Below are 22,053 nucleotides of genomic sequence, written 5' to 3'. Positions count from 1 at the left end.
CATCGAAGGAACAGGCATGAACCGCACCCTTGGCAAGACCTGTGTCGTCACCGGGGCCGCCCTCGGCATCGGTCGCGCGTGCGCGTTGCGACTGGCGGATGAGGGAGCCCGTCTTGCGCTGTTCGACGTCCTCGATAGCGACGGCATCGCACTACAGGACGAGATGCGCGCGAACGGGCACGAAGCGCGGTACTGGCACGTCGACGTCAGCAGCGAGGTATCCGTGCGCGCAGCCGTGGACGAGGTCGTCGCGCACTTCGGCGGCGTCGATGTGCTGGTGAACAACGCTGGCATATCCGGCATCAACAAGCCCACTCACGAGATAAGCGAGGCGGAGTGGGACCGGGTACAGGGCGTCAACGTCAAGGGCGTGTTCTTCTGCACCAAGCACGTGCTTCCGTGCATGCGGCGTGCCGGCAAGGGCAGCATCATCAACCTGTCGTCGATCTACGGACTGGTCGGCGCACCCGACGTGCCGCCGTACCACGCCTCCAAGGGCGCGGTCACCCTGATGACCAAGACCGATGCCCTGCTCTATGCGGCGGACGGGATCCGCGTCAACTCGGTACACCCGGGCTTCATCTGGACACCGATGGTGGCCCATTACCTGAGTTCCAGCGGGGCAACGGATCTGGACAGCGCGCGCAAAGAGCTGGGCAAGCTCCACGCACTCGGCCATGTCGGCGAGCCCGATGACATCGCCTGGGGTGTGGTCTACCTCGCATCGGACGAGTCGAAATTCATGACGGGAGCCGAACTGGTCATCGACGGTGGCTACACGGCGCGCTGACCGCGTCCTGTCTGGAAATGGGTATGCCGTCAGGGGGCTGCCCCTGCCGTGGCAACCGCAGCACCACCCGGGCACCACCCGCAGCGGAGCGCCCGGCGACAAGTGAGCCGCCGTGCAAGGTGGCGATCGCGTGCACGATCGACAGACCCAGGCCACTGCCGCTGCCGCCACTGCGGAGGAACCGGTCGCCCAGCCGCGAGACGTGTTCGTCGCGGATGCCGGCGCCGTCGTCCTCGACGCTCAGTTCGACCCAGTCGCCCCACCCCTGCACGCCGACCTGCACTTGACCGCTCCTGCGCCCGTGGATGATCGCGTTGTCCACCAGGTTGTGCACGGCGATCTCCAGCAGGCCGCGGCTGCCATGCACCATGGGCTCGCCTGGCGCCGAAAGCGACAGCGCGATGCCACGGGGAAGCGCGCGCTCGCCGGCCTCGGCCATCACCCTGCGCACCAGCGTCGCCAACGACAGCGGAGCGGCGTCCGGCAAGGCGTCCAGCGAGTCCACGCGGGCCAACGTCAGCAGTTGCGCCACCAGCCGCTCCATGCGCTGCAGGCTTTCACGGGCGCGCTGCAGGTGCAGCCGGCGGACCGCGGCGTCGCCGGCACTTGCGGCGAGGTCCAGCTCCATCTGAAGGACTGACAGCGGGTGTCGCAGTTCGTGCGCGGCGTCAGCGGTGAAGCGGCGCTCGCGCTCCAGGGCGGCGTTCAACGTGCCCACGAGCGCATCCACCCCTCGGGTCAGCTGCAGCAGCTCGTCGGGCACGTCGTCACGGCTCAGCACCGGCGTGAGCGCTGGCCGGGCGTCGATCGCGCGCGAGACCGCGCGCAGCGGCGCGAGGCCCGCGCGGAGCCCAAGCCAGGTCGCAAACGGCAGCAGGAACAGCAGCGCGGGCAGCGGCACCAGCATTGCCTGGACCAGTCCCCATAACAATTCGTCGCGATCGTGCAACGGCGCGGCGACCTGGATCCAATGCCGGCCTGCCGCGTCCCAGAGCTGGTACACGCGCCAGGCTTCGCCGGTGTGGCGCAGCGTGTGGAAGTGGGCGTCGCCCTCGTCGACATCGAGCGGCGGCAAGCTCGAAGCATCGAGCAGCACGCGGCCGTTGCGGTCGCACACCACGATCTCCGGGCGTGGACCCTCGTTGTCATGGTCGACGTCTTGCAGCCCGTCGCGCCGGATGAGTGCATCAGCGGGCATCGCGGCGATCACCGCGAATACGCTGGCGGCGGTGCGTTGCAGCTCGCGGTCGAACATCTCGGCTGTCTCGTGCTGCGCACCCTGGGCCAGCCACAGCCCCGCACCCAGCCACAGGACCACCACCGGCACGCCCACCCACCACAGCAGCCGGCGCTGCAGGGAGGGCCGCTTCACGGCTGCGTTCCGGCGGCATCCACCGCGGCATCCGGCGGATACAGCGCGTAGCCCACGCCGCGCAGCGTGCGCACCCAGCCCGGACCGAGCTTGCGGCGCAGGTGGTGGACATGGACCTCGATCGCGTTGCTGGCAACCTCCTCACCCCACCCGTAGACCGCTTCCTCCAATTGCGGGCGCGACAACGCCCGGCCGGGATGCGCGGCCAGCGACTCCAGCAGGGCGTATTCGCGCGGGGACAGTTCGAGCGGGGCACCCAGCAACTGCGCGCTGCGCGTGGACGGGTCGAGTTCCAGGGCACCGAGCCGTTGCTGCGGCGCCGGATCGCCGCCCCCGCGGCGCAGCAATGCGCGCATGCGCGCGGCCAGTTCCTCCAGGTGCACGGGCTTGACCACATAGTCGTCGGCTCCGCAGTCCAGTCCTGCAATGCGATCATCGATGGCATCACGCGCAGTCAGCAGCAACACGGGTGTGCGGTCGCCCCGGTGCCGCAGCGTGGCGATCAGCTCGACGCCGCTCATCCGCGGCAGGTTCCAGTCCAGGACCGCGGCCGCGTAGGGCGTCGTGTCGAATGCGTGCAATGCGTGCCTGCCGTCCTCGACCCAGTCGACCGCGTGGCCGAGGTGGCGAAGCCCGTCCGCCAGCGCGCGGCCCAGGGCACGGTCATCTTCAGCGAGGAGGATGCGCATGGCCCCACGCTAAGCCAGCGCTCCAGACACCGCCTTGATCCTGGGCAAGGGCCTGGCCCGCCCCCGCCCGGACCGACCGACGGGCGGAGGCACCCTGCGGCCCGACATCAGCGGGCGTCATCATCCAGCGCCCGCTTGCGGCCGTGCAGCATCGCGGCAATCAGGTTCTCGCGGTAATGCAGGCTCTCGGTGATCGCCGCCAACACGTGGAAGCCGATCAGGCAGAGCAGGCCCCAGGCCAGCGCCTCGTGCGTCTCCTCGAGCCACTCGGCGCCGCGGAACGCATCCCAGGTCTGCATCCAACCTGTCATGCCCACCGCGGCGACGCCTGCCATCAGCAGCAGCATCATCACCGCGGCGGCCGGGTTGTGGCCCAGTCGGCGGCGCGAGCGGCCGGCCAGCCGCTCGCGAACATAGCCCGCGACCGCGCGCGGCCCGCGCACCCAGTCACGGAAGCGCGCATGCCTGGGCCCGACCAGCCCCCACAGCACACGGAACGCGATCAAGCCCAGGGCGGTATAGCCCAGCAGCCGATGGGCGGTGTCACCCTCCTCCACCAGGAACGCAGCAAGGATGCAGGCCGCCAACGACCAGTGGACCAGCCGCAGCAGCGGATCCCAGACCTTGACCATCGGTTGGCCGGTGCCCTGACGGTGCCCGGCCGCGGAATGCAGGATCGTGCCCATCGCCGGCCTCCTCACTCATCGCCGCGTTGTTTGACGACGCGGCCATCGGTCGGGTCGTAGTAGATCTCCACTCGGCGGCGGTCCTTGTCCCTGCCGTAGATTTCGTAGCACGAGCCGGACACCTTGAACTTGTCGATGGTGTAGCCGGCCGCGGTGATGCGTTCTTGCATGGCATGTTCGGGCAGCCATTGGCTGCGCGGCGCATCGGTGCACTTCGGGCCGGCAAAGGCGGCTGGAGCCAGCAGCACGGCGGCAACGGCGACGGCGGGACGCAGGGCTTTCATGAAGGTTCTCCGTAAGCGGGCTGACTGCCCACGGAGGCATTGCAGCGCCACCGGCTTATGGGGCGCTTAAGAAGCGCCGGCCTCCCGGTCGCACGCGGTCACTTCTGTGGCGGCTTGTTGGTCTCGGGCCGGAACAGATCCTCGCTCGGAACCACGTGCATGCCGTCGGCGGCACCAACCGCCGCCTCGATCAGCGCCCTCGCGATGTTCGCAGCGGGATTGATCCGCCACCGCCGCGGCAGGATGGGCGCTGCAGCGCGGAGCACAGCTGCCATGGCGCGTTCACCAGGGCGGAACTCGTCGCGCTCGCCGCCGATCAGCCCGGGGCGCACGAACGTCAGCGACGTAAAACCGACCTGTGCCAGGTCGCGCTCCAGTTCGCCCTTGATGCGGTTGTAGAAGAATTTCGACGCGACATCCGCGCCCATTGCCGAGTTGAGCACACAGGTCGGCGTGCCGTGGCGCCTGGCGATGCGGGCGACGGCAAGCGGATACGCGTAGTCGACCTGGCGGAACGCCTCACGCGACCCGGCCGCCCGCAGCGTGGTCCCCAGCGTGCAGATCACGGCGTCCGCCTGCCACCAGCTGGCGGATTCTGGCAAGTGCTCGAAATCCACGCGGGGAGACAGCAGTCGTGGATGCGCGGGCAGGTCACGCCGCGCGGGAGCAGCCACGGATCCGATCCGGGGGTCGGCCAGCGCGAGCGCCAGGACGTGGCTGCCCACCAGCCCGGTTGCGCCCACAAGCAGCAGCTTCATGGATTACACCTACCTAATGTCATATGAATCCGTAGCTTATGCGATAGATCTCGAGTTGGTTATCACGCGAACCGCACCCCTGCTTGACCTTGGACCTTGCTCAAGGGTCCACACTACGCGCCATCAGGCACACCCGCGCACCCGGGGGCCATCCATCGTGGAGACTTCCCATGCATCGCTCGATCATCCGCAAGCGCCCGCGCACACTGCTCTTCCTGCTGCCGCTGGCGCTGCTCGCATGCAGCAACGCGAGCGTGCCCGCAGGACAGGCTTCACCCCGAGTCGCCGCAGCCGCACCGGCGAGCGCGGCCCTGCCCACGATGCTCGTGCACAAGAGCCCGAGCTGCGGCTGCTGCAGCGCGTGGATCGAGCACATGCGTGCCGCCGGCTTCGGCATCGAGGTGCGCGACGTCGACGACATGGGCCCGGTCAAGGAGTCACTCGGCGTGCCGTACAGCAAGGGGTCCTGCCATACGGCCGAGATCGGCGGTTACTTCATCGAGGGCCACGTGCCCGCGGAGGACATCAAGCGCCTGCTGGCGGAGAAGCCGGACGCCAGGGGCCTTGTGCTCCCGGGCATGCCGGCCGGCTCGCCGGGGATGGAAATGCCGGACGGACGGGTGCAGCCGTTCGTGGTCGAGCTGGTGGCGCGCGACGGCACGACGTCGGTCTACGCCCGCCACGGCGAGTAGGCGGCCATGCAGATCGGACAACTCAGCAAGCGCACCGACACGCCGATCGACACGATCCGCTACTACGAACGCAACGGCGTGCTGCCCGCGCCGGAGCGCCAGGCATCCGGCTATCGCAGTTTCGGCGACGACGATGTCGCACGGCTGCGCTTCGTGCGGCGTGCCAAGGGCCTTGGGTTCACGCTGCGCGAGATCCGCGACCTGCTGGCGTTGTCGTCCACCCGTGGCGAGGACATGGCGGCCGTGCGCCAGGCCGCGACCCTGCGCCTGGGCGAGGTCGAGCGCAAAATCGATGAGCTGGAGCGCATCCGCGACGGCCTGCGCGCCCTGGTGGACGCCTGCCCCGGCCACGGCGATGTCACGCACTGCCCCATCCTGTCCTCGCTTTCCGGTGAGGACCAATGACGAGGCATGACGAGGCCGCCACCCACGCCGGCAGTGCGTGCGACATGCACGCCGCCGGCGCCACTGCCGCGGCCAGGGACCCCGTGTGCGGCATGGCGGTCGACCCGGCGCGCAGCGCGCACCACGCCCGTCACGACGGCGTCGACCACCACTTCTGCTCCGCCGGCTGTCGCACGAAATTCGTGGCCGACCCGGTGCGCTACCTCTCCCCTGCCCCCGCCACCGTGTCTGACGCGCCGCCCGGCACGATCTACATCTGCCCGATGGATCCCGAGATCCGCCAGGAAGGTCCGGGCACCTGCCCGATCTGCGGCATGGCGCTCGAGCCCGAAATGCCGTCGCTGGAAGATAGCGGCAACCCCGAACTCGTCGATTTCTCGCGCCGCTTCTGGTGGACGCTGCCACTGACTGCGGCGGTCATGGTGCTGGCGATGTGGGGGCACCACCTGCACGCGCTGTCGACGGATGCGCGCACCTGGCTCGAGTTCGCGCTCACCGCGCCGGTGGTGATGTGGGCAGGTTGGCCGTTCCTCGAGCGCTGCGTGGCGTCGATCCGCAACCGCAGCCCGAACATGTGGACGCTGATCGGCGTCGGCGTGTCGGCGGCCTTCGTGTACAGCGCGGTTGCGACCATCGCGCCCGGACTGTTCCCGGAGGGCTTCCGCGCGCACGGCCGGGTCGGCGTGTACTTCGAAGCCGCGGCCACGATCATCTCCCTGACCCTGCTCGGCCAGCTGCTGGAACTGCGGGCGCGTGCCAGGACCTCGTCGGCGATGAAGGCGCTGCTGGGTCTCGCACCCACCACGGCGCGTCGGATGCGCGCCGATGGCGGCGACGAAGACATCCCGCTCGCGCACGTGCACGTCGGCGACCACCTGCGCGTGCGCCCCGGCGAAAAGGTGCCGGTGGACGGCGAGGTGATCGAGGGCCGCTCGCCGGTGGACGAATCCATGCTCACCGGGGAGCCGGTGCCGGTCGCCAAGGCACCCGGTGACCGCGTGGTCGGCGCCACGCTCAATGGCAACGGCGCGCTGGTGATCCGCGCCACGCAGGTCGGCGCCGACACCGTGCTGGCGCGCATCGTGCAGCTGGTCGCACAGGCGCAGCGTTCGCGCGCGCCGATGCAGCGGCTGGCCGACACGGTCGCCTACTGGTTCGTGCTGGCGGTGCTGGCGATCGCGGTGCTGGCGTTCTTCGCCTGGGGAATGTTCGGGCCGGAGCCGTCGTGGACGTTCGCGCTGCTCAACGCGGTGTCGGTGCTGATCATCGCCTGCCCCTGCGCGCTGGGCCTGGCCACGCCGATGTCGATCATGGTGGCGACCGGCAACGCGGCGAAGGTCGGCGTGCTGTTCCGCGATGCCGAGGCCATCGAGCGCCTTGCCGTTGTCGACACGCTCGTCGTCGACAAGACCGGCACGCTCACCGAGGGACGGCCGGCGTTCCGTGATGTGCTGGCTGCCGACGGCTTCGATGCCACGGAGGTCCTGCGGCTCGCTGCCAGCCTCGACCAGCTGAGCGAGCACCCGCTGGCCGATGCGATCGTCGCCGAGGCGCGTGCGCGTGGCCTGCCACTGTCAGCGGCCGAGGCGTTCGACTCCGACACGGGGACCGGCGTGCGCGGCCGCATCGACGGCCACGCGATCGCGGTCGGCAATACCGTGATGATGCGCGCAGCCGGCGCGGATCCCGCGCCACTCGCCGCTCGCGCCGACGCCTTGCGCGCGGAGGGCGCGAGCGTGGTCCACGTGGCCGTCGACGGCCGCCTTGCCGGCCTGGTGGTGCTGGCAGATCCGGTCAAGGCCAGCACCCACGAGGCGATCGCCGGCCTGCATGCCGCCGGCATCCGCATGGTCATGGCCACCGGTGATGGCGAAGCAACCGCACGCTCGGTGGCGCGCGAACTGGGCATCGACGAGGTCCACGGCGAGATGCGACCCGCCGACAAGTCGGCACTGGTCGCGCGCCTGCAGGGCGAAGGCCGTCGCGTGGTGATGGCTGGCGACGGCATCAACGACGCGCCGGCGCTGGCGTCCGCCGACGTCGGCATCGCCATGGGCACCGGCACCGACGTCGCCATGTCGAGCGCACAGGTGACGCTGGTCGGCGGCGACCTGCGCGGCATCGTGCGTGCACGGCGCATCGCGCAGGCCTCGGTGGCCAACATGAAGCAGAACCTCGGCTTCGCGTTCCTCTACAACGCGATCGGCGTGCCGGTGGCCGCCGGCGTGCTGTATCCGTTCACCGGCCTGCTGCTCAGCCCGATGCTGGCGGCGCTGGCAATGAGCCTGAGCTCGGTGTCGGTCGTCGCCAATGCACTGCGCCTTGGCGCGCGCCGCTTCCATTGAATCCCGGAATCCGCAGATGACACGAGACACACCGCTCGATCCCGCGCGCCGCCAGTTCGTCACCGGCGTCGCCGCCGCTGGCACGGTGCTGGCGTTCAACAGCTGGGCCGGCAACGGCCCCGCCATCGGGCGCGCGACGCCCGGCACCGAGCTGCGCGGCCGTGACTTCGACCTCGCCATCGGCTCCACCGAGGTCGACTTCACCGGCCGCGTGCGGCGTGCCATCACCGTCAATGGCCAGCTGCCCGCGCCGGTCCTGCGCTGGCGCGAAGGCGACACGGTCACCCTGCGCGTCGCCAACCGGCTGCCCGATGCGATGACCTCGATCCACTGGCACGGCATCCTGCTGCCGGCCAACATGGACGGGGTGCCGGGGCTCAGCTTCGACGGCATCGCGCCAGGCGAGGCCTGGCTCTACCGCTTCACGCTGCGCCAGTCGGGCAGCTACTGGTACCACAGCCATTCGCTGTTCCAGGAGCAGGCCGGGCTGTACGGCGCGATCATCATCGATCCGATCGCGCCCCTGCCCTACCGCTACGACCGCGAGCACGTGGTGCTGCTGTCGGACTGGACCGACCACGACCCCGCTGCGCTGTACCGGCGGATGAAGAAGCTGGCCGAGTTCGACAACTACTACAAACCGACTGTCGGCGATTTCGTGCGCGACGTGCGCAGCGACGGCCTGGCCGCCACCCTGCGCGACCGCGCCGCCTGGGGCCGGATGCGCATGACGCCCACCGACATCTCCGACATCAATGCACACACCTACACCTATCTCTGCAACGGCAGCACGCCGGCGGCGAACTGGACCGGGCTGTACCGCAGCGACGAAAAGGTGCTGCTGCGCTTCATCAACGCCTCCGCCATGACCTACTTCGACGTGCGCATCCCGGGCTTGAAGATGACCGTGGTCGCCGCCGACGGCCTGCCGATCCATCCGGTGAGCGTCGACGAATTCCGCATCGCGGTGGCTGAAACCTTCGACGTGATCGTGGAGCCGTCCGGCCAGGATGCGTGGACCATCTTCGCGCAGGACATGGGGCGCACCGGGCACGCGCGCGGCACGCTCGCCGTGCGACCGGGCCTGTCCGCGCCGGTCCCGGCCAACGATCCGCGCCCGCTGCTGACCATGGACGACATGGGCCACGGCGGCCATGCCGGCGGCGGCAAGGGCATGGAGGGCGGCTGCGGCGCGATGATGGCCGAGGGCGGCTGCGGCGCGCACATGGGCCATGGCGCAGGCGCCATGGCGATGCAGGCGCATCCGCCGCGCGAGGACGGCAGTCCGATCGTCGACATGCAGACCATGACGCCGGCGCCCAAGCTCGACGACCCCGGCATCGGCCTGCGTGACAACGGCCGGCGCGTGCTCACCTACGCGGACCTGCATTCGATCGGCGGCGATCCGGATGGCCGCGAGCCTTCGCGCGAGGTCGAGCTGCACCTCACCGGGCACATGGAGAAGTTCGCCTGGTCGTTCGACGCGCAGCCGTTCAGCGGCGCGGAGCCGCTGCGGCTCAACTACGGCGAGCGCATGCGCATCGTGTTGGTCAACGACACCATGATGACCCACCCCATCCACCTGCACGGCATGTGGAGCGATGTCGAAGACGCCGACGGGAACTTCCAGGTGCGCAAGCACACCGTCGACATGCCGCCGGGTACGCGGCGCAGCTATCGCGTGCGGGCCGATGCGCTCGGGCGATGGGCCTTCCACTGCCACCTGCTGTACCACATGGAGGCGGGCATGATGCGCGAAGTGCGCGTGGAGGAGTCCGCATGAGCCGCCTGGCGCCGATGGCAGCCTTCGCGACGCTGCTGCTGGCGGCTGGCGCGGATGCAGCTGCACAGCAGCACGCGCAGCACGCACAACAAGCGAAGCACCCGCAACCGCCGCAGCAGCATGGGGAGCCCGCGCCGGCTGGCCAGGCGACGCCGCCACATCACGCGCTCAGCCATGGCGACGACGCCAGCCAGCCGCACGTCCCCGTTCCCGCACCCACCGAGGCGGATCGCGCAGCCGCTTTCCCCGACCTCGCGCACGGCATGGAACACGCCTCGCCTCGCAACTGGCGCGTGCTGCTCGACCACTTCGAGTTCACCGACGGCGACGCTGGCCGCGGCCAGCGTGTCGAAGGAGAAGCCTGGTATGGCACCGACACCGACCGGCTGTGGCTGCGCGCCGGCGCGGAACGCGGCGGCGGGCGCACCCACCACGCCGACGTCGAGCTGCTGTACGGCCGCAGCATCGGCCCATGGTGGGACGTGGTCGCGGGCGTGCGCCAGGACATCCAGCCCGGACCGTCGCGCACCTGGGGCGCCATCGGCATCCAGGGCCTCGCACCCGGCCGCTTCGAGGTCGCCGCGACCGCCTATGTCGGCGAATCCGGCCGCACCGCAGCCCACCTGCAGCTCGAATACGACCTGCTGCTGACCAATCGCCTGGTACTGCAGCCGGTGCTCGGTGCCTGGCTGCATGGCGAGGACGACGCGGCGCGCGGAATCGGCTCGGGGCTGTCGTCGACCGAAACCGGCCTGCGCCTGCGCTACGAAATCCATCGCCAGTTCGCGCCCTACATCGGCATCGTCCAGGAACGGCGCCACGGGCACAGCGCAGATCTGCGCCGCGCGGCAGGTGCGGATGTCGACGACACGCAGTGGGTTGTGGGCGTCCGCTGGTGGTTCTGAAGAATTCGCATCACGCAGGTGTTGACGGTATCCGTCGCCACCCCTAGAATCTCGCGCTCACCAAGACGTGGGGCCATAGCTCAGCTGGGAGAGCGCCTGCATGGCATGCAGGAGGTCGGCGGTTCGATCCCGCCTGGCTCCACCAATCACAAGGTCCTTCGGGACCAGCGGTCAAAGATCCAGGTCCCCATCGTCTAGAGGCCTAGGACACCACCCTTTCACGGTGGACACCGGGGTTCGAATCCCCGTGGGGACGCCAACGTTGCATGAAAAAGCCCGCCATTGGCGGGCTTTTTCTTTATGCGGTGATCGCGCCGGCTGGCGCTGCGCGTTCAGCCGTGGTTTCCGCCGCCATCGCGGTTGGCGATCTCGGTCCAGTCGACCTCGATGCCCTTGCGATGCCCTTTTTCGACAAGCTTGAGGCCGGTCGCGTCGATGGTGAGGGTGTAGGCCTTGTCGCCGATCTGGACTTCGCGCTTCAGGGGCTTGTCGAGCTTGGTCGTCATGGAATCACCTCGGGGTGGGTTCTGGGGACGTGCCCGCCGATGCTAGCACCGCGCACGGCGCGTCGGATGAAGCCATGGCGGGCACAAGAGTCGCCACCCCGTGCCCCTGTTCGGCCAGGTATTGCAGCCATTTGCCGAGGAACGTGTTCATGCGCACGCGGTGGCCCAGCACCGCCTTGGGAGGCGGAAACATGCCGATGGTGTCCTGCCAGCGGCGCCCGACGTAGCAATGCGTCGCCTCCGCCTGGCGCGCATCGCGATACAGGCGTACGTAGACCGATGGATCCGGCTCGCCGGTCACCGGATCCGGCAGCGCGTCGTACGCCAGGCGCAGTTCGCTGGTGTAGGCATGGCGCGCGATCACGTCCAGCCGCAGGTCCAATCCGTCGCCGATCCGCGAAAGGTACGTGCCCCCGGCCAGGTCGCCGGGTTCGAACAGGCGCACCAGGCGCGCGTGGTTCTCGGCATACAGCGCCATCAGCCAGCCGAAGCGGCTGAGCTGCGGAACTTGGAGGTGGCGTGAGGCAAGACTGGACATGTCCCGATCCTACACGCAGCCGCCTGCACCGGGGCCGGGTCAGAACATCCCGCGGCGGATGCCCAGCGTGTTCATCACCTTGCTGGCGATTTCCTCGATCGAGGTGTGCGTGGTGCTCAGCACCGGCACGCGCTCGGCACGGTAAAGCGCCTCCGCCGCCGCCACCTCGCGCCTGCAGGTCTCCAGCTGCGAGTACTTCGAATTGGGGCGCCGCTCCTGGCGGATCTGCTGCAGTCGCACGGGGTCGATGGTCAGCGCGAACAGCTTGCTGCGGTGCGCGCGCAGCCGCGGCGGCAGGCGATCATGCTCCAGGTCCTCTTCGGTCAGCGGGTAGTTGGCGGCGCTGACGCCGTAATGCAGGGCCAGGTAGACGCAGGTCGGCGTCTTGCCGGCGCGGGAGACCGCGACCAGGATCACGTCGGCCGCGTCGTAGTTGATGGCGATGCCGTCGTCATGGGTCAGCGCGTAGTTCATGGCGTTGATGCGCCGGTGGTAGCTGTCGAAGTCGACCATGCCGTGCGCCTGCCCGACCCGCGATTGGCGCATCTGGCCCAGTTCAGCCTCGAGCGGCGCGATGAACGGCGCGAACACGTCCAGCACCAGCGCCCCACTCCCGGCGATCGCCTGGGTCAGGTCGGGATCCACGCAGGAATTGACCACGATCGGGCGCAGGCCGCTGGTCACGCCGGCCGCCTGGATGCGCGCGGCGATCTCGGTGGCGCGCTCCACGCTGTCCACGAAGGGAATGCGCTCGGTGGAGAAACGGGTGTCGGTGAACTGCGTCAGCAGGCTGTGGCCGATCGTTTCAGCGGTGATTCCGGTGCCGTCTGAGACATAGAAGACCGGGCGCGGCATTGTCATGCGTTGTTCCTGTGGGGAAAGCCGCGGGCATTGCGGCGTGCGGGCTTGCTAAAATAGCCAATGTCGGCCCCCGGCGCCCCTGGCGTCGTGGCTCCCTTCCCCGCGTGACCCCTTCGCATCTCCGGAGTGCCCGTTTTGAGCGCCAATATCCTGTGGCTTGACGACCTGCGCCTGACCGACCTTGCCCAGGTGGGCGGCAAGAACTCTTCGCTTGGCGAGATGATCGGCAACCTGGCGAGGCTCGGCGTTTCGGTGCCGGGCGGTTTTGCCACCACTGCGGATGCCTTCCAGGCGTTCGTCGCGCACAACGACCTGCACCAGCGCATCTTCGACAAGCTCGCGACGCTCGACGTCGAGGACGTACCGGCGCTCAACCGCGCCGGCACCGAGATCCGCGGCTGGGTGATCGACGCCCCGCTCCAGGCCGAGCTCGAGCAGGACATCCGCGACGCCTACGCCAAGCTCTGCGCCAGCAACGGTGGCGGCGAAGTCGCGGTGGCGGTGCGCTCATCGGCCACTGCCGAGGACCTGCCCGACGCCAGCTTCGCAGGCCAGCAGGAGACCTACCTCAACGTCACCGGTGCCGACGACGTGGTGGTCAAGGTCAAGGAGGTGTTCGCCAGCCTCTACAACGACCGCGCCATCGCCTACCGCGTGCACCACGGCTTCAAGCACGAGGACGTGTTCCTGTCGGCGGGCGTACAGCTGATGGTGCGTTCGGACATCGGCGCGTCCGGCGTGCTGTTCACGCTCGACACCGAGTCCGGCTTCCGCGACGTGGTGTTCATCACCTCCAGCTACGGCCTGGGCGAGAACGTCGTGCAGGGTGCGGTGAACCCGGACGAGTTCTATGTCTACAAGCCCACGCTGCGCCAGGGCAAGCCGGCGATCCTGCGACGCTCGCTCGGCGCCAAGCAGATCCGGATGGTGTATTCCGACCAGCCCGGCGAACGCGTGCGCAACGAGGACACGCCCGAGGCGCTGCGCAACCGCTTCTCGATCGACGATGCCGACGTGGCGGAGCTTGCCCGCCAGGCGCTGACCATCGAGGAGCACTACGGTCGCCCGATGGACATCGAGTGGGCCAAGGACGGCGCCAGCGGCAAGCTGTTCATCGTCCAGGCGCGCCCGGAAACCGTCAGGTCGCGTGCCAAGGCCACGCAGATCGAACGTTACCTGCTCGGCGCCCGTGGCCCCGTGGTGACCGAAGGCCGCGCCATCGGCCAGAAGATCGGCTCCGGCACCGCGCGCGTGGTGCGCACGCTCGACGACATGAACCGCGTGCAGCCGGGCGACGTGCTGGTCGCCGACATGACCGACCCCGACTGGGAGCCGGTGATGAAGCGCGCCGCCGCCATCGTCACCAATCGCGGTGGCCGCACCTGCCACGCCGCCATCATCGCCCGCGAACTCGGGGTGCCGGCGGTCGTGGGCACCGGCAACGCCCTGGACACGATCCAGGACGGCAGCATCGTCACCATCAGCTGCGCCGAGGGTGACACCGGCTACATCTATGACGGCGCCCTGCCCTTCGAGCGCATCACCACCGACCTCTCGTCGATGCCCGAAGCACCACTCAAGATCATGATGAACGTGGCCAACCCGGAGCGCGCGTTCGACTTCGGCCAGCTGCCCAACGCCGGCATCGGCCTGGCGCGGCTGGAAATGATCATCGCCGCGCACATCGGCGTGCACCCCAACGCCCTGCTGCAGTACGACCAGCAGGATGCGGACATCCGCAAGAAGATCGATGCGCGCATCGCCGGCTACGCGGGCCCGGTCGAGTTCTACGTCGACCGCCTCGCCGAGGGCATCGCCACGCTCACCGCGTCGGTTGCGCCGAACCCGGTGATCGTGCGCATGTCGGACTTCAAGTCCAACGAGTACGCCAACCTGCTCGGCGGCCAGCGCTACGAGCCGGAAGAAGAGAACCCGATGATCGGCTTCCGCGGTGCCAGCCGCTATGTCGATCCGTCGTTCTCCGATGCCTTCGCGCTCGAGTGCAAGGCGGTGCTGCGCGTGCGCGAGGAGATGGGCCTCGACAACCTGTGGGTGATGATCCCGTTCGTACGCACCCTGGACGAAGGCCGGAAGGTGCTCGACGTGCTCGAGGCCAACGGCCTGGTGCGCGGCCGCAACGGGCTCAAGATCATCATGATGTGCGAGGTGCCGTCCAACGCGCTGCTTGCGGACGAGTTCCTGGAGATGTTCGACGGCTTCTCGATCGGCTCCAACGACCTGACCCAGCTGACCCTGGGCCTGGACCGCGACTCGGCGGTCGTTGCCCACCTGTTCGACGAGCGCGACCCGGCGGTCAAGAAACTGCTGTCGATGGCCATCAAGACGGCGAAAGCCAAGGGCAAGTACATCGGCATCTGCGGCCAGGGCCCGAGCGACCATCCGGATCTTGCCGAGTGGCTCATGCAGGAAGGCATCGAGTCGCTGTCGCTCAACCCCGACACCGTGGTCGACACCTGGCTGAAGCTGGCCAAGTCGAAGGCCGCCGGCTGAGGCGAACGCCTGGCGCGGACATGCAAGGCCGGGCTTCGTGCCCGGCCTTCTTGTTGTTGGTGACCTAAGGAGCCCTGCGGTGGCCGCGAGGCCTTTGCGGCTCATGTCCCCCGGCATCCGCCTGGCGGCGGATACCTCCTCCTTTACTTCCCCGCGACGGCCTCACGGCCACTGCGGGGCTCTGTGCTGGCTGCCGGTACAGGAAGCATGCGCGAGATCGCGGGCCGTGGCTCTGCTTCTCGAACCACGGCGTATTGCGGCGCACCGGGTGCCAAGGCCCTTGAGGGGGAAGTCAAGGAGGAGGCGATGGCCGCAAGGCCATCGCCGGGGGACATGAGCCCTCAAGGGCCTTGGTATCCGGCGCCCGTAAGCAAGAGCGCCGCGCCCTTGTCTCTCCGGCGGATGAAGCGATGCGAGGGCGTTGGGAATCAGGCGCGGGGGGCGAAGGCGCCCATCGACTGGCGATAGTGGCGGAGCTCGGCGATCGAGTCCTGCACGTCGGATAGCGCGGTGTGCGTGCCGGCCTTGCGGATGCCCGCGAGGACCTCCGGAGCCCAGCGTCGCGCCAGCTCCTTGATCGTGCTCACGTCGAGGTTGCGGTAGTGGAAGTAGCGCTCCAGTCGCGGCATGCAGCGGTGCAGGAAACGGCGGTCCTGGCAGATCGAATTGCCGCAGATCGGCGACTGGTTCGGCCCGACCCATTCGCCGAGGAACGCCAGCGTGCGCTCTTCGGCCTCGGCCATGTCCACGCCTTCTTCGAGCACCCGGCGCCACAGGCCGGAGCGACCGTGCTGGTTGCGGTTCCAGTCGTCCATGGCTTCGAGCCGCTCGAGCGGATGCGCGATGGCCAGTTCGGGGCCGGTGGCCAGTACTTCGAGGTTGGCATCGGTGACGACAGTCGCGATCTCGAGGATCGAGTCCGCGCCGGTGTCGAGGCCGGTCATTTCAAGGTCGATCCAGACCAGCCTGTCATTCGCGCCCACGCCTGCTCCCTGCCATGTCTCGAGATGCGCATGATAACGCGCGGTCGCCGAGCTCAAGCCGTCGGGCGGCCGCGCTTGGCGCGGAAATACGCACGCAGCCGCGTGCCCGCTTCATCGGCCAGCACTCCGCCATGCACCACCACGCGATGGTTGTGGCGCGGATCGGCCAGCAGGTCGAAGACGCTACCCGCGGCGCCGGTCTTCGGATCCGTGGCGCCGAACACCACGCGTGCCACGCGCGCATGCACCATCGCCATGGCGCACATCGCACAGGGCTCAAGGGTGACGTACAGCGTGCAGCCGAGCAGGCGATGGTTACCCAGCGCCCTGCCCGCCTGGCGCATGGCGACGATCTCGGCGTGCGCGGTTGGATCGTGATCCCCGATGTTGCGGTTCCAGCCTTCGCCCAGCACCTGGTCCGCGGCGTCCACCAGGACCGCCCCTACCGGAATCTCGTCGAACTCGCGTTCCGCGCGCTCGGCCAGCGCGAGCGCGTGGCGCATCCAGCGCTGGTCGCGGTCGGCCTGGGTGTCGGTTGCGTTGGCAGGCATGTGCGCATTCTAGTGGCCTGCGCCCCCAGCCTGGAGCGGAAGCGAAGCTAGCGCGGCGAATGCCGCGGCTGGCGTCACTCCCACTCGATGGTGGCTGGCGGCTTGCCGCTGATGTCGTACACCACGCGCGATACGCCGCGCACCTCGTTGATGATCCGGTTGGACACCCGACCCAGGAATTCGTAAGGCAGGTGCGCCCAGTGCGCGGTCATGAAGTCGATGGTCTCCACCGCGCGCAGCGCGATCACCCACTCGTAGGCGCGCGCGTCGCCCACCACGCCCACCGACTTCACCGGCAGGAACACCGCGAACGCCTGGCTGGTCTTGTCGTACAGGTCCGCCAGGCGCAGCTCCTCGATGAAGATCGCATCCGCGCGCGCCAGCAGGTCGGCGTACTCCGGCCGCACTTCGCCGAGGATGCGCACGCCCAGGCCGGGACCCGGGAAGGGATGGCGGTAGACCATCTCGTGCGGCAGGCCGAGCGCCACGCCGATGCGCCGCACCTCGTCCTTGAACAGCTCGCGCAGCGGCTCCACCAGGCCCATCTTCATGTGCTCGGGGAGGCCGCCGACGTTGTGGTGGCTCTTGATGACGTGCGCCTTGCCGGTCTTGCTGCCGGCGGACTCGATCACGTCCGGATAGATGGTGCCCTGCGCCAGCCACTTGGCATTGGCGAGCTTGCCGGCCTGCTCGTCGAAGATCTCGACGAACAGGTTGCCGATGATCTTGCGCTTGGCCTCGGGGTCGGTGACGCCGGCGAGCGCCGCGAAATAGCGATCGCGCGCATCGACACGGATCACGCGGATCCCCAGGCCGTGCGCGTCGGACGCGTCGGCGAAGGTGGCCATGACCTGGTCGCCTTCCTGCCAGCGCAGGAGGCCGGTATCGACGAAGACGCAGGTCAGCTGGTCGCCGATCGCGCGGTGCAGCAGCGCCGCCACCACCGACGAATCGACGCCGCCAGACAGGCCAAGGATGACCTCGTCACCGCCGACGGCTTCGCGCACGCGCGCCACCTGGTCGTCGATGATGTGCTCGGCCGTCCACAGCGTGTCGCAGCCGCAGATCTCCACCACGAACCGGCGCAGCAGCTCCTGGCCCGACTTGGTGTGGGTGACCTCGGGGTGGAACTGCACGCCGTACCAGCGCTTGTCCTCGTTGGCGAAGGCGGCCACCGGCACGCGTGCGGTCCTGGCAGTGACGGTGAAGCCGGGCGGCGCGCGCGAGACGTGGTCGCCGTGGCTCATCCACACGTCCAGCCGCGGCGGCAGGCCGGCGTGGTCCTTCAGCTCGCCGAAAAGGCTGTCGGAGGCGACCAGCACGACTTCGGCGTGGCCGAACTCGCGCGCGTCGGCCGCCTCGGTCTCGCCGCCCAGCTGCTTGGCCATGGTCTGCATGCCGTAGCAGATGCCCAGCACCGGCACGCCGCTGTCGAAGACCTCCTGCGGCGCGACCGGCGCATCGGCGCCGGTGGTCGACTCCGGCCCGCCGGACAGGATGATGCCCTTCGGCGCGAACGCGGCGATCTCGGCCGGGTCATGGTCCCAGGCCCAGATCTCGCAGTAGGTGCCGAGTTCGCGCACGCGGCGCGCGATCAGCTGCGTGTACTGCGCGCCGAAATCGAGGATCAGGATCTTGTCGCGATGCGGGTCGGTCATGGGGTCTGGCTCGGTGGCGGCGCGGGAACTTCGCCGCCGTGGAAGGTGCATTGCTGGCGTTCGCGGTCCCAGCTGCCGGCGTTGCCGGTGCAGGAATCACGCAGCTGCCAGGCGCGGTACTCGCCGTAGGCGAACACGCCGGCGGCGACCAGCAGCAGCACCAGGAGTCCGGTGCCGAGGCGGCGCCGGCGCGGTGGCTTGCCGGAAGGTGCGGCCATGTCAGCCGGTCCTGTAGTTGGGCGGTTCCTTGGTGATCTGCACGTCGTGGACGTGGCTCTCGCGCTGGCCCGCGCCGGTGATCTTCACGAACTCCGGCCGGGTGCGCATGTCCTCGACCGTGGCGCAGCCGACGTAGCCCATGGTGGCGCGCAGGCCGCCGATCAACTGGTGGATCACGCCGCTCAGCGGGCCCCGGTACGGCACGCGGCCTTCGATGCCTTCCGGCACCAGCTTGTCGGCGTCGGCGGCCTCCTGGAAATAGCGGTCGCTGGAGCCCTTCTCCATCGCCGCCAGGCTGCCCATGCCGCGATAGCTCTTGTAGCTGCGGCCCTGGTAGAGCTCGGTTTCGCCCGGGGTTTCCTCGGTGCCGGCGAACAGGCCGCCGATCATCACCGTGGACGCGCCCGCGGCAAGCGCCTTGCCGATATCGCCGGAGTAGCGGATGCCGCCATCGGCGATCAGCGGAATGCGGTCCTGCAGCGCGGAGGCGACCATGTCGATCGCGGTGACCTGCGGCACGCCCACGCCTGCGACCACGCGGGTGGTACAGATCGAACCGGGGCCCACGCCGACCTTCACCGCGTCGGCACCGGCGTCCATCAGTGCCAGCGCAGCATCTCCGGTGACGATGTTGCCGCCGACGACCTCGATCTGCGGGTAGCGCTTCTTGGCCCAGGCCACGCGGTCCAGCACGCCCTGCGAGTGCCCGTGCGCAGTGTCGACGATGATCACGTCGACGCCCGCCGCGGCCAGCGCCTCGATGCGCGCCTCGGTGTCGCCGCCCACGCCGACCGCCGCGCCGACCAGCAGGCTTTCCGACGCATCCTTGGCGGCATTTGGGTTGTCGCGCGCCTTCTGGATGTCCTTGACGGTGATCAGGCCGCGCAGCTGGAAGTCGTCGTTGACCACCAGCACCTTCTCGATGCGGTGCTTGTGCAGCAGCTGCAGGACTTCATCGTCGGTAGCGCCTTCGCGCACGGTGACCAGGCGTTCCTTGCGCGTCATGACGTTGCGCACCGGATCGTCGAGCTTGGTCTCGAAGCGCATGTCGCGCCCGGTGACGATGCCGACCAGGTGGTCGCCGTCGACCACCGGCACGCCGGAGATGTTGCGCGCGCGGGTGAGGCGCAGCACCTCGCCGATCGAGGTCTCCGGGCCTACCGTGAACGGCTCGCGGATCACGCCGGCTTCGAAGTTCTTGACCTTGGCGACCTCGATCGCCTGGCGCTCGAGGCTCATGTTCTTGTGGATGATGCCGATGCCGCCGAGCTGGGCCATCGCGATCGCGAGCCTGGCCTCGGTCACGGTGTCCATGGCGGCCGACACGATCGGCATGTTGAGGCGCAGCGTGCGCGTCAGCCGGGTGGCGAGCGAGACGTCCTTGGGCAGGACGATGGAATGGGCGGGGACCAGCGAAATATCGTCGTAGGTCAGCGCTTCAGCCTGGATGCGCAGCATGGGCGGGCCAGTTGGGAGTGAAGCGCGCCATTGTACGCCGCCGCGGGCCGGCGGGTCGCCCCGCGCGGGCGGAACGCCCTATTCCGCGGCGTCGGCAGCCTCGGCGGCTTCCAGGGTGTTCTGCATCAGCGTGGCCACGGTCATGGGGCCAACGCCGCCAGGCACGGGCGTGATCCAGCTCGCGCGCGTGGCGGCTTCGGCAAAACCGACATCGCCGACCAGGCGGCCGTCGTCGAGGCGGTTGATGCCGACGTCGATCACCACCGCGCCCGGCTTGATCCAGTCGCCCGGGATCATGCCGGGCTTGCCCACGGCGACCACCAGGATGTCGGCTTCGCCCACGTGGCGGCGCAGCACCTCGGGCGGGGTGAACTTGTGGCAGCTGGTGACCGTGCAACCGGCGATCATCAGCTCCAGCGCCATCGGTCGGCCGACGTGGTTGCTGACGCCGACGATCGTCGCGCTCTGCCCGCGCACCGGGCGATCGGTCCACGCCAGCAGCGTGGTGATGCCGCGCGGCGTGCACGGGCGCAGCCCGAACTGGCGCAGCGCCAGGTGGCCGACGTTTTCCGGATGGAACCCGTCCACATCCTTGCGCGGGTCGATGCGGTGGATCAGGCGCGTGGCATCGGGGATGCCGGGCAGCGGCAGCTGCACGAGGATGCCGTTGACCGACGGGTCGGCGTTGAGCCGGTCGATCAGCGCCAGCAGTTCGGCTTCGCTGGTGCCTTCCGGCAGGTCGAAATCAAGCGCTCGGATGCCGACGATGCCGGCCGCGCGGCGCTTGTTGCGCACGTACGAGCGCGATGCCGGGTTGTCGCCCACCAGCACCACGGCCAACCCGGGCGGCGCGTGCCCGGCGGCGATGCGGCGGTCGACGCGCACCTTGAGCGCATCGAGGAGCTCATCGGCGATCCGCTTGCCGTCGAGGATGCGGGCCTGGCTGGAAGTCTCTGACATGCCTGTGCCGTGGGCGTGGGGCCGTCATTGTCCCCGATTCGGGGGTGCGCCTGCAGGGCAGCGCGGCACACCGGATCCAACCACGCAGTTGATGCAGCACTGCGGCGACGCAGGTGCCGCGGCAGGCGGCGGGACCGGGCGTGCCGGCAGCAATCGCGCCAACTCCGTCGCCGGACGCAGCTGCAGCAGCACCGCCCAGTCCTGGCGGTTGGCATTGCAGGCCGCCGGCGTGTCCGGTGTGCACGTGGCGCCATCGGCTGCACGCGCCGGCAGCTCGGCGAACTGCCCGCCAGGCGTGAGCGGCAGCAGTCGCATCGTCACGCCGTCCAGAACGTTGCCACCGACGAGATAGGCCGTGGCATCGCCCAGCTGCACGGCGACCACGATGTCGCAGTGCATGCCGAGCCCGGCGTCGTCGCCACTCAGCAGGCTGGCGAGCCCGGGGAACCCGTAGCTGCGCGCAGCCACACGCACGTAGCACAGCAGGTCGCCCTGCCCCGGCCGCACCGCACGCGGATCGGCAACCCGGTAGGCGCTGCCTTCGGGATCGCGATAGGCGTCGCGCACGTAGCCGACGTGACTTGCCGAACCCCGGAACCCCGGCAGCGCGGCGCGGCCCAGCACCCACGACACGAAAGCGGCCGACCACGGGGTGTCGACAATGAAGCCGCGGCAGGCGGGCGCCGCGTACGGGCCGCCGGCGCGCACGCAGTCGTTCGCGCCGGGGCGCTGAAGGGCCTGATACAGCAGGCCGCTGCCGCGCCAGTAGTCCACCACGCGCAGCCACGCCGGCTGGCCATTGGCGAGCAGCGCCGCCTCGGCCTCGCGCACCTGCGAGCCGGCCAGGCGCCCGTCGCGATCGATGAACGGCCGGAACCAGAGCTGGTGTTCGTCGCAGGCGATCGCGGCGACGCGGGTGACGGCGGCGGGCGCGCCCGTCTGCGCCCGCAGCAGCGGGCAGGGATCGGCGGCATGCGCGGGCCAGGCCGCGCCCAGCAGCCAGAAGACCATTACGCAACCCAGCACTCGCCAACTTGAAGGACTGGCCATCGATCGTCGCTCCCCGGATCAAGTACCCAGCCTAGGACATCGCGGCCGC

At 69.3% G+C, this 22,053-nt stretch carries 22 protein-coding genes and 2 tRNA genes; 9 read left to right on the top strand and 15 right to left on the bottom strand.

Going from position 1 to position 22,053, the window contains the following annotated elements; genetic code table 11:
* Positions 1–16: 16 nt before the first annotated feature.
* Complete coding sequence (locus JGR64_RS06810) at positions 17–790, top strand: glucose 1-dehydrogenase (RefSeq protein ID WP_199372631.1); 774 nt, start codon at positions 17–19, stop codon at positions 788–790.
* On the opposite strand, the gene JGR64_RS06805 is transcribed toward JGR64_RS06810, so the two are convergent.
* From JGR64_RS06805 to JGR64_RS06785, 5 genes are all read right to left on the bottom strand, one after another.
* On the bottom strand, positions 762–2,162 hold the full coding sequence (locus JGR64_RS06805) for an ATP-binding protein (protein ID WP_199372630.1): 1,401 nt from the start codon (positions 2,160–2,162) through the stop codon (positions 762–764). The genes JGR64_RS06810 and JGR64_RS06805 overlap by 29 nt on opposite strands.
* Positions 2,159–2,851 carry a response regulator transcription factor gene (locus tag JGR64_RS06800; protein WP_199372629.1) on the bottom strand — a complete coding sequence of 231 codons (693 nt, stop codon included), beginning with the start codon at positions 2,849–2,851 and terminating at the stop codon, positions 2,159–2,161. The genes JGR64_RS06805 and JGR64_RS06800 overlap by 4 nt, the downstream gene beginning before the upstream one ends.
* 107 nt (positions 2,852–2,958) lie before the next feature.
* The gene (locus JGR64_RS06795; RefSeq protein WP_233347999.1) at positions 2,959–3,537 is read right to left on the bottom strand and encodes a cytochrome b/b6 domain-containing protein; all 579 of its coding nucleotides are present in this window, start codon (positions 3,535–3,537) and stop codon (positions 2,959–2,961) included.
* 11 nt (positions 3,538–3,548) lie between these two features.
* Positions 3,549–3,821: a PepSY domain-containing protein gene (locus tag JGR64_RS06790; RefSeq protein WP_199372628.1), complete on the bottom strand. Its 273-nt coding sequence runs from the start codon at positions 3,819–3,821 to the stop codon at positions 3,549–3,551.
* Positions 3,822–3,919: 98 nt separating this feature from the next.
* A complete protein-coding gene (locus JGR64_RS06785; protein WP_199372627.1) occupies positions 3,920–4,579 on the bottom strand; it encodes an NAD-dependent dehydratase in 660 nt (219 codons plus the stop codon).
* A 320-nt stretch (positions 4,580–4,899) separates the two neighbouring features.
* Between JGR64_RS06785 and JGR64_RS06780 the strand changes: the two genes are divergently transcribed.
* The 7 genes from JGR64_RS06780 to JGR64_RS06750 all read left to right on the top strand — a co-directional run bounded on the left by JGR64_RS06780 (position 4,900) and on the right by JGR64_RS06750 (position 10,968).
* Positions 4,900–5,271 (top strand): DUF411 domain-containing protein, encoded by a 372-nt coding sequence (locus tag JGR64_RS06780; RefSeq protein WP_199373218.1) that lies wholly within the window; start codon positions 4,900–4,902, stop codon positions 5,269–5,271.
* A gap of 6 nt (positions 5,272–5,277) precedes the next feature.
* A complete protein-coding gene (locus tag JGR64_RS06775; protein WP_199372626.1) occupies positions 5,278–5,676 on the top strand; it encodes a heavy metal-responsive transcriptional regulator in 399 nt (132 codons plus the stop codon).
* A gap of 44 nt (positions 5,677–5,720) precedes the next feature.
* Entirely contained in the window at positions 5,721–8,021 is a 2,301-nt protein-coding gene (locus tag JGR64_RS06770; protein ID WP_199373217.1) for a heavy metal translocating P-type ATPase, read from the top strand.
* 16 nt (positions 8,022–8,037) lie between these two features.
* Positions 8,038–9,804 (top strand): copper resistance system multicopper oxidase, encoded by a 1,767-nt coding sequence (locus JGR64_RS06765; RefSeq protein WP_199372625.1) that lies wholly within the window; start codon positions 8,038–8,040, stop codon positions 9,802–9,804.
* Positions 9,801–10,709, top strand: a complete 909-nt coding sequence (locus JGR64_RS06760) for a copper resistance protein B (protein ID WP_233347997.1) — start codon at positions 9,801–9,803, stop codon at positions 10,707–10,709. Before JGR64_RS06765 ends, JGR64_RS06760 begins: the two co-directional genes overlap by 4 nt.
* A 69-nt stretch (positions 10,710–10,778) precedes the next feature.
* Positions 10,779–10,854 (top strand) — tRNA-Ala (locus tag JGR64_RS06755).
* A 38-nt stretch (positions 10,855–10,892) separates the two neighbouring features.
* Positions 10,893–10,968, top strand: a tRNA-Glu gene (locus JGR64_RS06750).
* 73 nt (positions 10,969–11,041) lie between these two features.
* Here the strand turns inward: JGR64_RS06750 and JGR64_RS06745 are convergent.
* Genes JGR64_RS06745 through JGR64_RS06735 form a run of 3 tightly spaced genes read right to left on the bottom strand, consistent with a single transcriptional unit; the run spans position 11,042 to position 12,614 of the window.
* Positions 11,042–11,215 carry a hypothetical protein gene (locus JGR64_RS06745; protein ID WP_199372624.1) on the bottom strand — a complete coding sequence of 58 codons (174 nt, stop codon included), beginning with the start codon at positions 11,213–11,215 and terminating at the stop codon, positions 11,042–11,044.
* 4 nt (positions 11,216–11,219) lie between these two features.
* The gene (locus tag JGR64_RS06740) at positions 11,220–11,753 is read right to left on the bottom strand and encodes a DUF1249 domain-containing protein (protein ID WP_199372623.1); all 534 of its coding nucleotides are present in this window, start codon (positions 11,751–11,753) and stop codon (positions 11,220–11,222) included.
* Between the two features lie 39 nt (positions 11,754–11,792).
* Positions 11,793–12,614, bottom strand: coding sequence for a pyruvate, water dikinase regulatory protein (locus JGR64_RS06735; protein ID WP_199372622.1), 822 nt, complete (start codon positions 12,612–12,614; stop codon positions 11,793–11,795).
* A gap of 135 nt (positions 12,615–12,749) precedes the next feature.
* On the opposite strand from JGR64_RS06735, the gene ppsA reads away from it, so the two are divergent.
* On the top strand, positions 12,750–15,125 hold the full coding sequence (gene ppsA, locus JGR64_RS06730; protein ID WP_199372621.1) for a phosphoenolpyruvate synthase: 2,376 nt from the start codon (positions 12,750–12,752) through the stop codon (positions 15,123–15,125).
* A 428-nt stretch (positions 15,126–15,553) separates the two neighbouring features.
* Here ppsA and orn read toward each other — a convergent pair whose 3' ends face one another.
* The 7 genes from orn to JGR64_RS06695 form a co-directional block, all read right to left on the bottom strand.
* Positions 15,554–16,108, bottom strand: a complete 555-nt coding sequence (gene orn, locus JGR64_RS06725) for an oligoribonuclease (RefSeq protein ID WP_255531436.1) — start codon at positions 16,106–16,108, stop codon at positions 15,554–15,556.
* Between the two features lie 53 nt (positions 16,109–16,161).
* The gene (tadA, locus tag JGR64_RS06720; protein WP_199372620.1) at positions 16,162–16,659 is read right to left on the bottom strand and encodes a tRNA adenosine(34) deaminase TadA; all 498 of its coding nucleotides are present in this window, start codon (positions 16,657–16,659) and stop codon (positions 16,162–16,164) included.
* A 74-nt stretch (positions 16,660–16,733) separates the two neighbouring features.
* Positions 16,734–18,317 carry a glutamine-hydrolyzing GMP synthase gene (guaA, locus tag JGR64_RS06715; RefSeq protein WP_199372619.1) on the bottom strand — a complete coding sequence of 528 codons (1,584 nt, stop codon included), beginning with the start codon at positions 18,315–18,317 and terminating at the stop codon, positions 16,734–16,736.
* Positions 18,314–18,535, bottom strand: coding sequence for a hypothetical protein (locus JGR64_RS06710; protein WP_199372618.1), 222 nt, complete (start codon positions 18,533–18,535; stop codon positions 18,314–18,316). The genes guaA and JGR64_RS06710 overlap by 4 nt, the downstream gene beginning before the upstream one ends.
* A gap of 1 nt (position 18,536) precedes the next feature.
* Positions 18,537–19,994, bottom strand: coding sequence for an IMP dehydrogenase (gene guaB / locus JGR64_RS06705; protein WP_199372617.1), 1,458 nt, complete (start codon positions 19,992–19,994; stop codon positions 18,537–18,539).
* A 78-nt stretch (positions 19,995–20,072) separates the two neighbouring features.
* The gene (gene folD / locus JGR64_RS06700; protein WP_199372616.1) at positions 20,073–20,954 is read right to left on the bottom strand and encodes a bifunctional methylenetetrahydrofolate dehydrogenase/methenyltetrahydrofolate cyclohydrolase FolD; all 882 of its coding nucleotides are present in this window, start codon (positions 20,952–20,954) and stop codon (positions 20,073–20,075) included.
* Between the two features lie 24 nt (positions 20,955–20,978).
* Positions 20,979–21,965 (bottom strand): DUF2272 domain-containing protein, encoded by a 987-nt coding sequence (locus JGR64_RS06695; protein ID WP_199372615.1) that lies wholly within the window; start codon positions 21,963–21,965, stop codon positions 20,979–20,981.
* Between the last annotated feature and the right edge of the window lie 88 nt (positions 21,966–22,053).

This window comes from Luteimonas sp. MC1572, from assembly GCF_016615815.1.
Taxonomy (GTDB): domain Bacteria; phylum Pseudomonadota; class Gammaproteobacteria; order Xanthomonadales; family Xanthomonadaceae; genus Luteimonas.
This window is presented reverse-complemented; position numbering and strand designations above follow the sequence as displayed.

Coding starts and splice junctions, on each gene's coding strand:
- folD (WP_199372616.1), bottom strand. CDS start 20,954: ATGTCAGAGACTTCCAGCCAGGCCCGCATCCTCGACGGCAAGCGGATC.
- JGR64_RS06710 (WP_199372618.1), bottom strand. CDS start 18,535: ATGGCCGCACCTTCCGGCAAGCCACCGCGCCGGCGCCGCCTCGGCACC.
- JGR64_RS06735 (WP_199372622.1), bottom strand. CDS start 12,614: ATGACAATGCCGCGCCCGGTCTTCTATGTCTCAGACGGCACCGGAATC.
- JGR64_RS06745 (WP_199372624.1), bottom strand. CDS start 11,215: ATGACGACCAAGCTCGACAAGCCCCTGAAGCGCGAAGTCCAGATCGGC.
- JGR64_RS06795 (WP_233347999.1), bottom strand. CDS start 3,537: ATGGGCACGATCCTGCATTCCGCGGCCGGGCACCGTCAGGGCACCGGC.
- guaB (WP_199372617.1), bottom strand. CDS start 19,994: ATGCTGCGCATCCAGGCTGAAGCGCTGACCTACGACGATATTTCGCTG.
- JGR64_RS06740 (WP_199372623.1), bottom strand. CDS start 11,753: ATGTCCAGTCTTGCCTCACGCCACCTCCAAGTTCCGCAGCTCAGCCGC.
- JGR64_RS06800 (WP_199372629.1), bottom strand. CDS start 2,851: ATGCGCATCCTCCTCGCTGAAGATGACCGTGCCCTGGGCCGCGCGCTG.
- guaA (WP_199372619.1), bottom strand. CDS start 18,317: ATGACCGACCCGCATCGCGACAAGATCCTGATCCTCGATTTCGGCGCG.
- JGR64_RS06785 (WP_199372627.1), bottom strand. CDS start 4,579: ATGAAGCTGCTGCTTGTGGGCGCAACCGGGCTGGTGGGCAGCCACGTC.
- JGR64_RS06775 (WP_199372626.1), top strand. CDS start 5,278: ATGCAGATCGGACAACTCAGCAAGCGCACCGACACGCCGATCGACACG.
- tadA (WP_199372620.1), bottom strand. CDS start 16,659: ATGCCTGCCAACGCAACCGACACCCAGGCCGACCGCGACCAGCGCTGG.
- JGR64_RS06765 (WP_199372625.1), top strand. CDS start 8,038: ATGACACGAGACACACCGCTCGATCCCGCGCGCCGCCAGTTCGTCACC.
- JGR64_RS06695 (WP_199372615.1), bottom strand. CDS start 21,965: ATGGTCTTCTGGCTGCTGGGCGCGGCCTGGCCCGCGCATGCCGCCGAT.
- JGR64_RS06760 (WP_233347997.1), top strand. CDS start 9,801: ATGAGCCGCCTGGCGCCGATGGCAGCCTTCGCGACGCTGCTGCTGGCG.
- JGR64_RS06810 (WP_199372631.1), top strand. CDS start 17: ATGAACCGCACCCTTGGCAAGACCTGTGTCGTCACCGGGGCCGCCCTC.
- JGR64_RS06780 (WP_199373218.1), top strand. CDS start 4,900: ATGCTCGTGCACAAGAGCCCGAGCTGCGGCTGCTGCAGCGCGTGGATC.
- JGR64_RS06770 (WP_199373217.1), top strand. CDS start 5,721: ATGCACGCCGCCGGCGCCACTGCCGCGGCCAGGGACCCCGTGTGCGGC.
- JGR64_RS06790 (WP_199372628.1), bottom strand. CDS start 3,821: ATGAAAGCCCTGCGTCCCGCCGTCGCCGTTGCCGCCGTGCTGCTGGCT.